The following is a 15659-nucleotide window of genomic DNA, read 5'->3' as shown; positions in this document are numbered from 1 at the left end:
AATCGGCACCGTGGCGCGAAGGCTGCGGTGAATGCCGGAGGCGTGGCAGGAGGGTCGCGGCGCCGGCCGGTCGGCGGGGCTGAAGCTCTTCGTGCAGGGAGATCCCGGCTGTGATCCGGGGCCGGGCAATGGCGAGGCTTGGAGGTTCGATGCAATGATGTCATGTTATAACATCCTGCTTCCTCCTCTCCCTGCAGTCCCCGCCGATGTCCCTCGCTCGTGTCGTTCCGCCTGCCCTCAAGCCCTTCCTTGCCAGCACGCCTTCCCTGCTGTTTGCCGCCGTTCTCGTCGGCCTGGCCGGCAACACATTCGCCGCGAGCCCGATGGAATCGGGCGCCACCGACCTCGACGCGGTGGTGGTCACCGCCACCGCCAGCGAGCGCACCTTGGATACCGCGCCGGCCTCGATGTCGGTGATCACCCGCGAGGAGCTGGCGGCGCGGCCGGTCTACGATCTGGCCGACGCGCTGCGCGGCGAGCCCGGCATCGGCCTGACCGGTGTCGGCCTGGACCGGCGCGGGGTCAGCGTGCGCGGCATGGATCCCAGCTACACCATGACCCTGCTCGACGGGATGCGGGTCAACAATTCGATCGGCGCGATCGCGCACAGCGACTACGACCTGGGCTGGATGCCGGCCGAGGCGATCGAGCGGGTCGAGATCGTACGTGGGCCGATGTCGTCGCTGTACGGATCGGAAGCGCTGGGCGGCGTGGTCAACGTGATCAGCCGCAGCGCCACCGATGCCTGGCGCGGCAGCCTGCGCGCCAACGTCGGCGAGCCCGATGCCGCCGGCGGCGCGCGCCGGCAGATGGCCGTGTATGCCGGCGGCCCGCTGGTGGCCGACACCCTCGGCCTGAGCGTGTTCGCTGATCGCAGCCGGACCGACGAGACGCCGGACCCGCTGGTGCCGGGCACCAGCCGCCGCGAGGCGCGCGACGCCGACAGCGGCAGCGCCACCCTGAGCTGGACGCCGGGCGAGTTCCACCGTGTCGACCTGCGCTGGCTGGGCGGCCGCGAGGAGCGCGTGCGGCATGGCCTGCAGAGCGGCAGCAACCCGTACATCTACGAATCCCGCGACGAGGTCGACCGCGAGCAATGGGCGCTGTCGCACCGCGGCCGCTGGGGCTGGGGCGAGAGCGGCCTGCGGCTCAGCCGCGCCAGCCTCGACAAGATCAACGAGCGCGCGCCCGGCACGCCGACCGGACCGCAGCATCTGCGCGACGAGATCGCGGACGGTCACCTGGCGCGCATGTTCGGCGAACGCCACCGCGTCACCGTCGGCGGCGAATGGCGCCGCGAGTCGCTCGAAGACGCCCTGGTCAACGACGCCGGCGAGGACGAGGCGACCCACCGCGCCGTGTTCGTGCAGGACGAGATCACGTTGGCCGACGGATGGGACCTGGTGCTCGGCGACCGCTACGACCGCCACCAGCGCTTCGGCGGCCAGCACAGCCCGCGTGCCTACCTGGTCCACGAGCGCGGCGATTGGGTGTTCAAGGGCGGCGCCGGCCGCGGCTTCAAGGCGCCGACGCTGAAGCAGCTCTCGCCGGAGTATTACGCCAGCATCGCCGGCCTGCTCGAGCTGTTCGGCAATCCGGACCTGCGGCCGGAAGTGAGCACCACCTATGAGCTGGCCGTGCAGTACCGCGGCGATGGCTGGCACGCGCAGGCGACCGCGTTCGAGAACCGCCTGCGCGACCTGATCGAGATCGTCTGCGTGGAGCGCTGCGGGCAGCCGGGGGTGATGGAGATCCGCACCTATCGCAACGTCGACCGCGCACGCCTGGCCGGCATCGAGCTGGCCGGCGCGGTCGACCTGACCGACACGCTGGCGCTCGAGGCCAACTACACCTACCTCGACGCCCGCGACGAGGAGGCCGACCGCAAGCTGGAGATGCGCTCCCACCACAGCGGCGCCGCCACGCTGGCGTGGGCGCCGGTCGATGCGTTCACCGGCCGGCTGCGCGCCGAGTACATCGGCAGCCAGCTCGAATACCCCAGCCGTGGGCCGGCGATCGCGGTCCCCGCCGACACCCTGTACGCGCTCGACCTGAGCTACCGGATCACCGATGCGCTGACCCTGCGTGGCGGCGTCGAGAACATCGGCGACGCCCGCCAGGACAGCATCGACCTGCAATACCCATACCCGCAGCTCGGCCGCAGCTACCACGTCGGCCTCAACCTGAGCTTCTGACATGACCGGGGCATTTCGCCGGCTGCTGTTCGCGGTCGTACTGGCCTGCACGGGTTCGGTGCAGGCCGCCGAACCGCTGCAGGTCACGGTGGTGACCACCGACTTCACCCTGCCGGGCAAGACGCTGAAGATCGACCGCTGGGGCCGCGCGCATGGCGTGCGGGTCGCTTATCTGTCTATCGACCGGCCGCCGCCCGGCGAGCCGCGCGACTGGCTGGCCGCGAGCGGCCTGGTGATCATCGATACGCCGGTGACCAGCCATGCCGAACGCGTGCGCACGCTGATCGCGCCGGCACTGGCCGAGCGCGGCGTGCCCTGGATCGCGATCGGCGGCGGCCCGCTCGCCTTCGACGAACTCGAACCCGCACGGGCGCGGCGCGTGGCCGACTACTACCAGCAGGGCGGCGAGACCAACTTCCGCCGCATGCTCGACTGGCTCGGCCGCTGGCATCGCGGCGAAGCGACCGCCGCGGTGCCGCCGCCGGTGCCGATGCCGGCGACCGGCTACTACCATCCCGAGGCCGCCGAGCCGTTCGCCACGCTCGAGGCCTATCTCGACTGGCAGCGCCGGCGCGGCCACGCCGACGACGCCCGGATCGCGCTGGTGATCTCCAGCCACGCGCTGTCGTCGATGCAGCTCAAGGATGTCGATGCGCTGATCGCCGCCAGCGAACAACGCGGCCTGGTGCCGGTCACGTTCTGGTTCGAGCGCAACGATCCCGACGGATTGATGGACGGCCTGCGCGACGCCGGCATCGTCGCCCTGGTCAACCTGACCCACCTGGGCAACGGGGAGCAGCGCCTGCGCGACTTCATCGCGCTCGACGTGCCGGCGCTCGTCGCGTCGACCGCGCGTGGCACCACCGTGGAGGCGTGGCGCAGCGAAACCAGCGGCATGAGCGCCGCGGCGATGGCGACCCTGCTGGCGGTGCCGGAGAGCTGGGGCATGAGCGACCCGGTGGTGCTGGCCGCGGTCGAGGACGGTGAGCCGGTGCCGATTCCCGAGCAGGTCGAGCTGCTGGCCGACAAGCTCGCGTCGCTGGCGCGGTTGCGCGCGACGGCCGCCGCCGACAAGCGCCTGGCGCTGATGTTCTGGAACTACCCGCACGGCGAGCGCAACCTGTCGGCCTCGCAGCTCAACCTGCCGCGCAGCGTGGCCGACGTGACCGCCGCGCTGGCCGAGGCCGGCTATCCGGTCGCCGCGACCGACGAGGCGCAGGTGATCGAGGCCGGACAGGCGATGCTGGCCGGCTGGTACCGGCCCGACACCCTGCCCGACCTGGTCGAACGCGACCTCGCCGCCACCCTGCCGCTGGCCGACTACGAGCGCTGGCTGCAAACCCTGCCGGATCGACAGCGAGAGGCATTGCTGGAACGTTGGGGCGATCCGGCCGACAGCCGCGCGGTGATCGCGGTCGATGGCGTGCGTGTGTTCGCGATCCCGCGCTGGCAGCTCGGCGAACTGGCGGTGCTGCCGCAGCCGCCGCGCGCCGGCGAATACGGCGTGGCGACCCATGACGGCGCGGTGCCGCCGGCGCATGCATACCTGGCCGCCTACCTGTGGCTGCGCCAGCAGCACGACCCGCACGCGCTGATCCATTTCGGCACCCACGGCACCCAGGAATGGCTGCCGGGCAAGGACCGCGGCTTGTGGGCGTTCGACTGGCCGAACATCGCGATCGGCGATCTGCCGGTGTTCTATCCCTACATCCAGGACAACATCGGCGAGGCGGTGCAGGCCAAGCGCCGCGGCCGCGCGGTGCTGGTCAGCCACCAGACCCCGGCGTTCGCGCCCGCCGGCCTGTACGACGAACTGCGTGACCTGCATCACCTGGTCCACGAGTACCAGATGACCGATCCGGGGCCGGTGCGCGAAGCCGCCATGCGACGCTTGCGCGAGGCGGTGGTCGCGCAGAACCTGCATGCCGACATCGGCTGGTCGGAAGCCGCGATCGAGGCCGATTTCGAAAGCTTCTTCGGCGACCTGCACGACCATTTGCACCAGCTCGCGCGCAGCGCCATCCCGCTCGGCCTGCACGTGTTCGGCACGCCGGCCGCACCGGAGCACCGGCTGTCGACGGTGATGCAGCAGCTGGGCGACGACTACTACGCCGCGCTCGGCCTCGACCCGCAGGAAGTGTTCGCCGACGACTTCGGCAAGCTGCAGGCGAGCAAGCCGTACCGATTCCTGCAGCGTTACCTGCGCGGCGGCGAGTCGCCGCAGGCCATCGAGGACCCGGCGCTGCGCGAACAGGTCGAGCGCGCGATCGCGAGCGACCGCCGCCTGGCCGAGACCGGCGAGATCGAGGCGCTGCTGTCGGGCCTGCGCGGCGGTTTCGTGCGGCCCGGCGAAGGCGGCGATCCGGTGCGCAATCCCGAGGTGCCGAGCGGTCGTAACCTGTACTCGTTCGATCCCGACAAGATCCCGACCCATGCGGCCTGGCAGGCGGGCGAGGAGGCGTTCGAACAGCTGCTCGCGGCCCATCGCCAGGCGCACGACGGCGCCGCGCCGGACAAGCTGACCTTCGTGATGTGGTCGGTCGAGACCGTGCGCCACCTCGGCGTGGTCGAGGCGCAGGTGCTGCACGCGGCCGGCCTGCGCCCGGCGTGGAGCGCGGGCGGCGACGTCGAACGGATCGAGATCGTGCCGCAGGCCGAGCTGGCACGCCCGCGCATCGACGTGGTGGTGCAGGTGACCGGCAGCTACCGCGACCAGTTCGACGGTTTCATGCACAAGCTCGACGCCGCGCTGCAGCAGCTGTCGCGACTGGACGAGCCCGGCAACGCGATCGCCGCCAACAGCCGCAGGATCGCGGCGTCGCTGGCGGAACGGGGCGTCGATGCCGAGCGTGCCGCCGCGCTCTCCCGGCTGCGCATGTTCGGCAACGCCCCGGGCGACTACGGCACCGACCTTGCCGACAAGGTGATGGACTCGACCGAGTGGGACAGCGAGACGCCGCTGGCCGAGCAGTTCCTGGCGCGGCTGCAGTACGGCTACGGCGGCGAGGACTGGGGCACTTCCGGCGGCGAGGACGGCAACCTGCTGGCCGAGCATCTCGCCGGCACCGACGGCGTGGTGCTGCCGCGCTCGTCGAACGTGTACGGCGCGCTCAACACCGACCACGTGTTCGAGTACATGGGCGGGCTGTCGATGGCGATGCGCCATGTCGACGGCAGCACGCCGGCGCTGTACGTCAGCGACCTGCGTACGGCTGCGGCGCGCACCACCACCGCCGCCGAGTTCCTCTCCGCCGAGCTGCGCAGCCGCTACCTCAACCCGCAGTGGATCGGCGCCATGCAGCAGGAAGGCTACGCCGGCACCCTGCAGGTGCTCGACGTCGCCAACAACCTGTTCGGATGGCAGGCCACCGCGCCCGGCACCGTGCGCGCCGACCAGTGGCAGGCGATGCACGAGACCTACGTGCTCGACAAACGCGAACTCGGCATCGACGCCTGGTTCGAGCGGCACAATCCGACCGCGCAGGCGCAGCTGATCGAACGGATGATGGAGGCGGTGCGCAAGGGCTACTGGCAGGCGGACGCGCAGACCCGCCGTGAACTGGCCGAGCGCTGGCAGGCGCTGACCGCCGAACATGGCGGCGATGCCGGCGCGCGCGTCACCCGCGAGTTCATCGAGCAGATCGCGGGCGGTTTCGGGCTGGACGCGGCGGCGCCGCGAGCGGCCGCTGCGTCCTCGCCACCGCCCGCGCAGGTCGACGCCGCACCGCCCGAATCCGAACCTGCGGCCGCGGAGTCCGCGGAACCGGCGACCGTGCGTGGGCAAGTCATGCAGGAAGTCGCGCACACGGCGCCGGCCGAACCGCCCTGGCAGGCCTGGCTCGGTGGCCTGCTGCTGCTCGCCTGCTCCGGTCTCGGCGGCTGGCGCCAGGCCCGTCCCCCACGTCCTCTCTGGAGTCACCGATGAACGGTTTCGAATCCGCCCTGTACCAACTCGCGCACGTCTTCCTGGTCCCGGTGCTGGTCCTGGTGGTGCTGGCACTGGCCTACAGCTTCATCGCCCTGGGCGGTTTCGCGGTCGAGGCCTGGCAGCGCCGCGACCGCGGCTACCGCTCGCCGCTGGCCGCGCATCACGCCGCCACCGGCGCCAGTTCCGCCGAGCTGGAGCTGTGGGTCATGCGCCAACTCGAATGGCTGCGCATCACCGCGCGCAGTGCACCGATGCTGGGCCTGGTCGCCACCATGATCCCGATGGGTCCGGCGCTGCTGGCGCTGACCCGCAACGACGCCGCCAGCGTCGGCGAGAACCTGGTGGTCGCGTTTTCCTCGGTGATCCTCGCCCTGATCAGCGCCTCGATCGCGTTCCTGATCCTGACCGTGCGCCGGCGCTGGCTGCTGCAGGAACTGGTGGCGATCGAACGCGCGCAGTCGGTGCAGGCCGGGACGACCGCCTGATGCGGTTCCTCGAGACCGACGAGCACGACGACCCGATCCTGTCGGTGGTCAACCTGGTCGACCTGTTCCTGGTGGTGATCGCGGTGCTGATGATCGTCATCGTCAGCAATCCGCTGAACCCGTTCTCCGACAAGTCGGTGGTCGTGATCGAGAACCCAGGCCAGGCCGACATGCGGATGCTGGTCAAGGACGGCGAGGAGCTGCGCGAATACGAGTCCAGCGGCGAGATCGGCGAGGGCGAGGGCATCAAGGCCGGCGTCGCCTACCGCCTGGCCGACGGCCGCATGGTGTACGTGCCGGAAGCGCCGGCCGGGGGCGCGAGCGGCGGTGCGGCATCTGCCGACGGCGCGGCGCAATAGCGGGCGACGCCCGCGTGCGCAGCGGCGCGCGCGCGATGGGTGCGTGGATATCGCGCGGGCCGCTGTCGTAGGAGCGCGCCATGCGCGCGATGCCGCGGGTACCGGCAGGATCCGGTGGACGCCGCGATTCTGGACCGGCAGACGCGCCGGTCACCGGAATTTGCGGGCGGCGCCATGCCCGCGGCATCGCGCGCATGGCGCGCTCCTACGGAGGTGCGCTCCAGGCGCGAGCCATGCCGCGCACCGACCCCGAAGCGCCATCGACAGCCTACGATGCGAGCAGGTCCACGATCCGCGGTGTAACCGCTCCGTCCGACACCACCAGCTCCGCCGCGGTGACCGGCAGCTTGAAGCGCCGCGGACCGGCGCTGCCGGGATTGACGTACAGCACGCCGTCGCGCTCCTCGATCAGCGGCTTGTGCGAATGCCCGGAGACCACCACGTCGATCCCGTCGGCCGCCGGGTCGCGGTCGAGCTGCTTGCGGTCGTGCAGCACCAGCAGGCGGAGCCCGGCCAGTTCCACGCGTCGCGTCTCGGGCACGGCCGCGGCCCAGGCGGCGGTGTCGATGTTGCCGCGGATCGCGGTCAACGGCGCGAGTTCGCCCAGTTCCGCCAGGATCTCCGGCCGGCCGATGTCGCCGGCGTGAACGATATGGTCGCAACCGCGCAGGAAGGCCCGCGCCTCGGGCCTGAGCAGGCCATGGGTGTCGGAGATGAGACCTATGCGAATCATCGACAGCTCGGCGGTCGGGATCATGCCTGCGCGGCGGTTTCCGTCACAGGCCGATCCGGCGAGACAGGCCGCCGGGTCACCCTGCAGGGTCGCATGGTCGCTTCTCCACGGAAACGCACGATTCCGGGGCCGGCATAGGGGGAGGCGTGACGGCCCACCGCTCAGTCGTCACGCGCTTCGTCCCCGGTGCGAGTCCCATGCCTTTGTTCCTTTCGAAGCTGCCGCATGCGCCCGTAGCCGACCAGCTTCTTGGCCTTCTCGTCCCAGAACCGGAACGCCAGGGATTTCAGGCTGGACGAAAGCGTCAGCGGCTTGACCTGCTGGAAGATCGGATCCGCCTCGTGGCATTTCTGCAGGTTGTAGTTGGGGACGCGCGGGCTCAGGTGGTGGATGTGGTGGAAGCCGATGTTGCCCGAGAACCATTGCAGGATCTTCGGCAGCTTGTAGAACGAGCTGCCCTGCAGCGCGGCCGCGGTGTAGTCCCAGTTGTCGCCCCGCTCCCAGTACGCGTCCTCGAACTGGTGCTGCACGTAGAACAGCCAGACGCCCGTCGCACCCGACACCATGGTGACCGTGAGCTGGATCAGCAGATACGGGACGATGCCGTAGATCCAGCACAGCACGACCGCCATGCACAGGATCGCCAGGTTCATCCACCAGACGGAACGGCGCTCGCGCGGATTCGCCTTGGCGGAAGGGAACCGCTGCTCGATCACGAACATGTACAGGGGCGCGATGACGAAGAGCACGAACGGATTGCGTGCCAACCGGTATGCGAACCGCTTCCAGCGGGACGCATCCAGGTATTCCTGCACCGTCATCGTCCAGACGTCGCCGGTGCCGCGCTTGTCCAGGTGGCCGGCCGTTCCGTGATGGATCGCGTGCTCCCAGCGCCACTGGTAATAGGGAGTGAACGTCAGCATGCCGGCGATGAAGCCGACGATGTCGTTGGCCCGTCCGGACTTGAAATACGAGCCGTGCCCGCAGTCATGGAAGATGATGAAGATGCGCACGAGGAACCCGCTCGCCAGCACGGCCAGCGGCACGGTGAGCCACCACGAGACCGACAGGCTGAGGTAGATCAGGTACCACAGCAGCACGTACGGGACGAAGGTGTTGACGATCTGCCATAGCGCACGGGGCGTCGACGGCTGCTGGTACCCGGCGACGGCTTGTTTCCAGGCCGCCTTGTCTTCCGCGCGAATGGCGGAAGCCGAGGATGAATTGCTGGTCATGTTTGGCGGCGCACCTTGGCCGATTGCCGTAGGACGTCCCGCCGGGAAGCGGATGGTGTCATGAAACAAGCCGGGGCACCGGTCTCCGGCGATCGGGTTCCCGGCGACTGCGGTTCCGAAGGCCACGGGCCTTTTTACGATAGGTCGTCCATCATCGCGCGTGCGCGATCAAGCGCCTGTCAATCCGTGGTTAAACCCGGGTGAGCGCGCCCGGCCGCAACGGGCCGTGGGCGTGCGCATACGCAGGTCCGCTTCGGCAGGCAATGCTCATCTGGCGGAATAGGTGACGGCCTCGATCTTGTTGCCGTCCGGATCGAGGACGAATGCGCCGTAGTAGTTCGGGTTGTACTCGGGCCGGAGCCCGGGCACGCCGTCGCTGACGGCGCCGCTGTCCAGGGCCACACGATGGAACGTGTCCACCTGCGTCCGGCTGCCGGTCGCGAACGCGATGTGCACGCCGTTGCCGCGGTTCGCGGATGTGCCGTCGGCCGGGGTGACCAGGCTGAAGAGGAAGGCGCCGGCACGGGCGACATCGTTGGTGCCGAGCGAGACGTGATGGATCATGCGGCGCTCCTGTGCCCGCGGGCACGCGGATGGAAACGGCCACAGGGTATGTCGCGGGCGTGGAAAGCCGGTGACGGCGCGTGGTTACCGGTACCGCCGCAGGTCGCTCGCATGCAGCACGCGCTCGACCACGCCAGGCGTGCGTTCGACGGTGACGGTCTGCGCGATCGTATCGATGCGGTAGGTCAAGTAGTGCTGCAGCAGCGGTTGGCTCAGCGGCTCGGCGCGAAACGCCGCCAGACAGCTGCCGTCCGGCCAGCGCGCCGAGGGATACAGCAGGCCGGGCAGGCCCTGGGCGGCGGCGTGCTTGCCGATGGCCTGGGTGGCGGCGTAGTCGTCGTCGAGCAGTTCGGGGTGTTCGGCCTCCTTGCCACGCAGCTCCAGGAACAGGCCGCGGGCGCGCACCTCGTACACCGCGCGGTAGCGGGTGACCGGCGCGGCCACGCCTTCGATCGCGGCCAGCTGCTGCAGCTGGTGCCAGCAGGTCTCGGCGATGCCGGTGGTGGCGTCCAGGGCGCCGTACCAGACGCGCACGCTGCCGTCGCCGTAGCGGCTGGCGACGGTGCCGTCGCTGGTGAAGGGATAGCCGATGGCCTGCGAGTAGTGCAGGCCGCGGTCGACCACGCCGGTGCGGGCGGGCCGCATGCGCAGGTCCGCCGCCAGCGCCGCGGCGCGTCCGGCGCCGTCGGGCACCAGGTCGTCGAACAGGTCGGTCGACACCCGCAGCGAGGTGATGTTGCGCAGCAGCCGGCCGTCGAAGTCGGTCAGCCGGTCGTACAGCGACATCTACTGTCCCCGCTGGAAATCGACGAAGCGGGCGATCCGCGCCAGCCCCACCAGGCCTTCCTCGAGCATCACCTCGAGCGGCGTGCGCCCGTCGAGCATCCGGTTGCGCCGGCGCACCCAGCCGAAGCGCAGTTCCGGATCCTCGGGAAACAGCAGGCGCAGGCCCTTGTGGATGCCGAGCAGGTAGCCGGCGCGGTCGAGGGTGTCGCGGCTGTTGGGCAGCGCGCGTTCGCCGCGACGGTACTGCGCTAGCACCTTGCGGCTCTCGGGGCTCATGCCGAGCAGGGCCAGCTGCTGTTCGGTCGGCAGCGCCCATTGCTCGAACAGGGCAGCGAGGATCCGCGCGAGATCGCGGCGGGCATCGTCCCGGGCGAGGTCCGGGATACCGGGGAAGGCATGGGCGAGCGTGGACATGAGAGGTTGCCTGTGTATCTGGCTACATAGTATGGGGATATAACCCCAAAATCCAGAAGGCTGTGGTATCTCGTTCAGGCGGCAAACGTGATGCCTTCGGAGCCAGGGACCAACACCTCACCCGTTGGCTCGAGGTGCGAGCTATTCACTGACACCGCCCGTGGCGACGGCCCATTCTTCACTGTGGCGGAAGGGGCTGCCTGGCGCGGCGCGCTCCTACGGTGGCGGGGCGGGGAGGCGATCGAAAAAAAGGGCGCGACTCGCGTCGCGCCCGTGCTTGCCCGCCTTGCGGCGATGAAATCGATGATTCGGCGGCGGTTACTCGACGGTGAACTCGCGCGTCTGCACCACCTCGTCGTTGAGCAGGACCTCGAGCTTGTACTTCCCTTCCGGCCACGACTCGGGATTGTTGATGCGGAAATTGGTCACGCCTGTGCCGCTGAAGGTGAGCATCTCGCTGCTCTCGTCGACCAGCTGGCCGTCCTGGTAGGTCCAGCGCGCGACGAGCTTGCCGTCGACGTCGGCGGTGGGATCGCTGGTGGCGGTGCTGACCGAGGCGACGATGGTGTCGTCGGTGGGCGCGAAGCTGGTCTTGGGTTCGGCGACGGCCTCGTTCTCGGCGGCTTCGGTGCCGAGCTGGACGTCGACAATCGTGGCGGTGGCGGCCGGTGCGGCGGGCTCGGCGGCCGGCGCCGGTTCGGTGGCCGGCGGCGGCGTCGGCGTGGCGGCCGTGTCTTCCTGCTGGCGGCAGCCGGCCAGGGCGATGGCGCCGAACAGGGCGGCGGTCAGGATCGGGGTGAGGCGCTGCATGGCGGCATTCCTTGTGTGTGGCCGAAAGGCGGAAGCGGGGGACGGTCAGGCCGCGTCGGGCGCGTCGTCGTCGAGGTCCGGAATCCTGAGCGTCTGCCCGGGATGGATGAGGTCGGGATTGTCCAGCTGGTCGCGGTTGGCGTCGAAGATCGCCTTCCAGTGCATGGCCGAGCCGTAGACCTGCTTGGAGATCTGCGACAACGTGTCGCCCTTCTCGACGGTGTGGCTGCGGGCGTTGCCGGCGCGCGCCTCGGTGGAATCGGCGGACGAGCGGACCTTGCTGAAATCCGCCTGCGGCGCCGCCTCGGTGCTGTCGACGTTGCTGCCGACCTTGGAGAAATCGGCCTTGCCGCTGCCCGTTGAGGGCGACAGGGTCTGGGGTTCGTCGGGTTTCGAGGGATTGGTCATGAGCGGGCTCCGCAGCCGGATTGCAGACTTGAGCGTCCCATGCGGCCTGTTAAGGAATCATTGCGGCGGCGTGAATCCGGTGCGTGGATTTCGTTGCGGTACCGGTTCGGGCCAGGGCCGGCGCCGTGCCCCGGACGCGTCGTAACCTTGGGTCAAAGTCGAAGGCCAAAGGTCGGAGGCGTGGGATTCAGGGGGCGCCGGCAAGGAGCGACGCCGATTGCGTGTGCGGCGCTACTGCCGCGGTTCGCGCGCCGGCGCAGGGGCGGCCAGCCCGGGCGTGCCGCGCCAGGGATTGATGTCGAGCCCGCCGCGACGGGTGTAGCGCGCCTCGACCGACAGCGATTGCGGGCGGCAGCGGGCGAGCAGGTCGACGAAGATGCGCTCGACGCATTGCTCGTGGAAATCGGCGTGGTCGCGGAACGACACCAGGTAGCGCAGCAGGCCGGCGCGGTCGATGCGCGGGCCGCGATAGGCGATGCGCACGCTGGCCCAGTCGGGCTGGCCGGTGACCGGGCAGTTGGACTTGAGCAGGTCCGAGCGCAGCGTTTCGTCCGCGGGGTCGGCGGCGTCCGCGCGCAGGTGGCCGGGATCGGGCGGGCCGTAGCCGTCGATATCGAGCTCGAGCGCATCGATGCTGGTGCCGGGACCCGCATCCGCATCCGCATCGCTGGCCGGCAGGCCGAACGCGACCGTGACCGCGCCGCCGGCGGCCTGAGACAGGTCGTCGGCGATCCGCGCGCGGACCTCGGCGTCGCTGTCGAAGCGCGTGGCGTTGAACGAGTTGAGATACAGCTTGAGCGACTTCGACTCGACCAGCCGCGGCGAATCGGCCGGCACGGTAAAAGTGGCCGTGGCGACCCGCGGCTTGCCGCGGGCGTCGAGCCAGCCGAGCTCGTAGGCGTGCCAGCGGTCGTGGCCGGCGAACGGCAGCGCGTCGCCCAGGCCGAGCGCACTGCGGCCGCGCTTGCGGTCGATCGGATACAGCAGCGAGGCGTCGTAATGGCGCGGGTAGGCGGTCTCGCGGCCGAGGACCGGGGGGCGGGAGGAATCCATCGCGCCATTTTAGCGGCCGCCGCGGTTCCGCTGCGACATGAACCGCCGCCTCGTAGGAGCGCGCCATGCGCGCGCCTACGGAAGCAGGGCCGCCGCCGGGTCGATCAGCTCTCGTTGTCGTGCAGGTAGTCCAGCGCCACCTGCAGCATCGCGCGGAAGCCGAGATCGAGCGCGGACTCGTCGACATCGAACTGCGGCGAATGGTTGCTCGGCGCCGCGGCCGGATCCTCGCCCACCGGCGTGGCGCCGACGAAGAAGTACATCCCCGGTACCTTCTGTGCGTACAGCGAGAAATCCTCGGCGCCCATGATCAGCGGCAGCTCGACCAGCTTGCCGGCGCCGGCGGCGGCGGCCAGGCTCGGACGCATGCGTTCGGTCAGCGCCTCGTTGTTGAAGGTGACCGGGTTGCCCTCGTCCGCCGGGATCTGCGCCTCGACCGTGGCGCCGTTGGCGGCGGCCACGTGCTCGGCGATGTGGTTCAGTCGCGCGAACACGTCCTTGCGCATGTCCTCGTCGAAGGTGCGGATGGTGCCGACCAGCTCCACCTCGTCGGGGATGATGTTGTAACGGATGCCGCCGTTGATCGCGCCGAAGGTGACCACCACCGGCTGCTTGCTGATGTCCATCTGCCGGCTGACGATGGTCTGCGCCTGGGAGATGATCTGCGCGCTGGCGACGATCGGGTCCACCCCGCCCCACGGCCGCGAACCGTGCGTCTGCCGGCCGATCACCTTCAGGCCGAAACGATCGGAAGCGGCCATCATCGGCCCGGCGCGCACACCGACCTGGTCGGCGTTGAGAGTGCTGAAGACGTGCAGGCCGAACACGGCATCCGGTATGAACTCCTCGAACACGCCTTCCTTCAGCATCAGCGCGGCACCGCCCTCCTCGCCTTCGGGCGCGCCCTCCTCGGCCGGCTGGAACACGAACAGGATCTCGCCCGGCAGTTCCTCGCGCATGCCGGCCAGCGCCTCGGCCACGCCCATCAGGATCGCGGTATGGGCGTCGTGGCCGCAGGCGTGCATCACCCCGGTACTTTGGCCGCGGTAGGTGTCGGTGACCTTGGAGGCGAACGGCAGCCCGGTCTGCTCGGTGACCGGCAGCGCGTCCATGTCGGCGCGCAACGCGATGCGCGGGCCGGGCCTGCCGCCCTTGAGCACCGCGGTCACGCCGGTGTGGGCGATGCCGGTCTTCGGCTCCAGTCCCAACGACCGCAGGTGCTCGGCGACCAGCTCTCCGGTGCGCGTCTCGCGATTGCTGAGCTCGGGATGTTCATGGATGTCGCGGCGCCAGGCGACCACCTTGCCCTGCAATGCCTGTGCGGCGGTCGCGACTTCTGCGCGCGGCGCGGCGGGAGTGTCCTGCCCATGGACGGCGGCGGCGAGCAGGCACAGCGGCAGCGCGAGCAGCGCGGAGACGGCGGGACGTGCAGTAGGCATCGCGGGATTCCATGACGTGATCGGAGGATCCTAACGCGATCGTCGTCGCATCGCGCGCTTCCGGTCGTTGACCGGAACGGCGGATTCGCGAGCGTACGCATCGCGATGCGGAGGCGGACGGCCCCTTCGCACCCGTAGAGCGGAGCTTGCTCCGCTACGTGGCTTCCGGAGCCGGGAGCAGCGGAGCAAGCTCCGCTCTACAAAGGAAGGTGCGTCAGAACGCCTCGTCGAAGGCTACGTCGCCCTGTACGCCGACCTGATAGGCGGAGACGCGCCGCTCGAAGAAGTTGGTCAGCTCCTGCACGTCCTGCAGGTCCATGAAGCCGAACGGATTGTGCGAGCCGAAGTGTTTGGCGAATCCCAGCTGCGCCAGGCGCTGGTCGGCGCAGTACTGCAGGTACTCGCGCATGTCCTTGATCGACAGCCCGGCGACGCCGCCGGACAGCGTGTCCTCGGCGAACGCCACCTCGCAGTCGACCGCCTCGCGCAGCATCTCCACCACCTGCACCTTGAAGGCCTCGTCGACCAGGTCCGGCTCCTCCTCGCGCGCGGTGCGGATCACCTCGAACGCGAACGCCATGTGGCAGCTTTCGTCGCGGAACACCCAGTTGGTGCCGGCGGCCAGGCCGTTGAGCAGCCCGCGCGAGCGCAGGTAGTAGACGTAGGCGAACGCGCCGAAGAAGAACAGGCCCTCGATGCAGGCGGCGAAGCACACCAGGTTGAGCAGGAACCGGCGCCGCTGTTCGAGGGTCTCGATGCGGCCGAGGTCCTGGATCGAGTCGATCCACTTGAAGCAGAACTCGGCCTTCCGGCGGATCGAGGGAATGTTCTCGGTGGCGGCGAAGGCCCTGGCGCGCGCGTCCGGGTCCGGCAGGTAGGTGTCGAGCAGGGTCAGGTAGAACTGCACGTGCAGCGCCTCCTCGTACAGCTGCCGCGACAGGTACATGCGCGCCTCGGGCGCGTTGATGTGGGTATAGAGGTTGAGCACCAGGTTGTTGGAGACGATCGAGTCGCCGGTGGCGAAGAACGCGACCAGGCGCTCGATCAGGTGGCGCTCGGCCGGGCCGAGCTTGTGCTTCAGGTCGTGGGTATCGAGCGAGAAGTCCACCTCCTCCACCGTCCAGGTGTTGCGGATGGCATCGCGGTACATCTCGTAGAACTGTGGGTAGCGCATGGGGCGCAGGGTCAGTTCGAAGCCGGGATCGAGAAGGCGAGGAACGAGTGGAGAGGAACGAGGAACGAGAGGAGGA

General features: G+C 69.7%; 14 protein-coding genes. 4 read left to right on the top strand and 10 right to left on the bottom strand.

The window, feature by feature from the left end; all coding sequences use genetic code 11:
* The first annotated feature begins 206 nt into the window (after positions 1–206).
* The 4 genes from AB5T46_RS11220 to AB5T46_RS11205 are packed head-to-tail and all read left to right on the top strand — an operon-like array spanning position 207 to position 6967.
* Positions 207–2195, top strand: coding sequence for a TonB-dependent receptor domain-containing protein (locus tag AB5T46_RS11220; protein WP_370564035.1), 1989 nt, complete (start codon positions 207–209; stop codon positions 2193–2195).
* Between the two features lies 1 nt (position 2196).
* Complete coding sequence (gene cobN / locus AB5T46_RS11215) at positions 2197–6120, top strand: cobaltochelatase subunit CobN (protein WP_370564034.1); 3924 nt, start codon at positions 2197–2199, stop codon at positions 6118–6120.
* Positions 6117–6608 carry a MotA/TolQ/ExbB proton channel family protein gene (locus AB5T46_RS11210; RefSeq protein ID WP_370564033.1) on the top strand — a complete coding sequence of 164 codons (492 nt, stop codon included), beginning with the start codon at positions 6117–6119 and terminating at the stop codon, positions 6606–6608. Before cobN ends, AB5T46_RS11210 begins: the two co-directional genes overlap by 4 nt.
* Complete coding sequence (locus tag AB5T46_RS11205; RefSeq protein WP_370564032.1) at positions 6608–6967, top strand: DUF2149 domain-containing protein; 360 nt, start codon at positions 6608–6610, stop codon at positions 6965–6967. The genes AB5T46_RS11210 and AB5T46_RS11205 overlap by 1 nt, the downstream gene beginning before the upstream one ends.
* Before the next feature lie 268 nt (positions 6968–7235).
* On the opposite strand, the gene AB5T46_RS11200 is transcribed toward AB5T46_RS11205, so the two are convergent.
* From AB5T46_RS11200 to AB5T46_RS11155, 10 genes are all read right to left on the bottom strand, one after another.
* Positions 7236–7700, bottom strand: a complete 465-nt coding sequence (locus tag AB5T46_RS11200; RefSeq protein WP_370564031.1) for a metallophosphoesterase family protein — start codon at positions 7698–7700, stop codon at positions 7236–7238.
* A gap of 161 nt (positions 7701–7861) precedes the next feature.
* A complete protein-coding gene (locus AB5T46_RS11195) occupies positions 7862–8935 on the bottom strand; it encodes a fatty acid desaturase (protein WP_370564030.1) in 1074 nt (357 codons plus the stop codon).
* Between the two features lie 267 nt (positions 8936–9202).
* The gene (locus AB5T46_RS11190; RefSeq protein WP_370564028.1) at positions 9203–9499 is read right to left on the bottom strand and encodes a VOC family protein; all 297 of its coding nucleotides are present in this window, start codon (positions 9497–9499) and stop codon (positions 9203–9205) included.
* Between the two features lie 84 nt (positions 9500–9583).
* Entirely contained in the window at positions 9584–10285 is a 702-nt protein-coding gene (locus tag AB5T46_RS11185) for an RES family NAD+ phosphorylase (protein ID WP_370564027.1), read from the bottom strand.
* The gene (locus tag AB5T46_RS11180) at positions 10286–10699 is read right to left on the bottom strand and encodes an antitoxin Xre/MbcA/ParS toxin-binding domain-containing protein (RefSeq protein ID WP_370564025.1); all 414 of its coding nucleotides are present in this window, start codon (positions 10697–10699) and stop codon (positions 10286–10288) included.
* A 318-nt stretch (positions 10700–11017) separates the two neighbouring features.
* Positions 11018–11509 carry a hypothetical protein gene (locus AB5T46_RS11175; protein WP_370564024.1) on the bottom strand — a complete coding sequence of 164 codons (492 nt, stop codon included), beginning with the start codon at positions 11507–11509 and terminating at the stop codon, positions 11018–11020.
* 45 nt (positions 11510–11554) lie between these two features.
* The gene (locus AB5T46_RS11170) at positions 11555–11917 is read right to left on the bottom strand and encodes a LysM peptidoglycan-binding domain-containing protein (RefSeq protein WP_370564023.1); all 363 of its coding nucleotides are present in this window, start codon (positions 11915–11917) and stop codon (positions 11555–11557) included.
* Between the two features lie 231 nt (positions 11918–12148).
* Positions 12149–12970 carry an NADPH-dependent 7-cyano-7-deazaguanine reductase QueF gene (queF, locus tag AB5T46_RS11165; RefSeq protein WP_370564022.1) on the bottom strand — a complete coding sequence of 274 codons (822 nt, stop codon included), beginning with the start codon at positions 12968–12970 and terminating at the stop codon, positions 12149–12151.
* Positions 12971–13074: 104 nt separating this feature from the next.
* A complete protein-coding gene (locus AB5T46_RS11160) occupies positions 13075–14409 on the bottom strand; it encodes an amidohydrolase (protein ID WP_370564021.1) in 1335 nt (444 codons plus the stop codon).
* Between the two features lie 214 nt (positions 14410–14623).
* Complete coding sequence (locus tag AB5T46_RS11155; protein ID WP_370564020.1) at positions 14624–15583, bottom strand: ribonucleotide-diphosphate reductase subunit beta; 960 nt, start codon at positions 15581–15583, stop codon at positions 14624–14626.
* Between the last annotated feature and the right edge of the window lie 76 nt (positions 15584–15659).

The sequence above is a fragment of the Luteimonas salinilitoris genome (assembly GCF_041300785.1).
Taxonomy (GTDB): Bacteria; Pseudomonadota; Gammaproteobacteria; order Xanthomonadales; family Xanthomonadaceae; genus Luteimonas; species Luteimonas salinilitoris.
The sequence above is the reverse complement of the archived record's forward strand: the minus strand, read 5'-3'. Positions and strand labels throughout refer to the sequence as shown.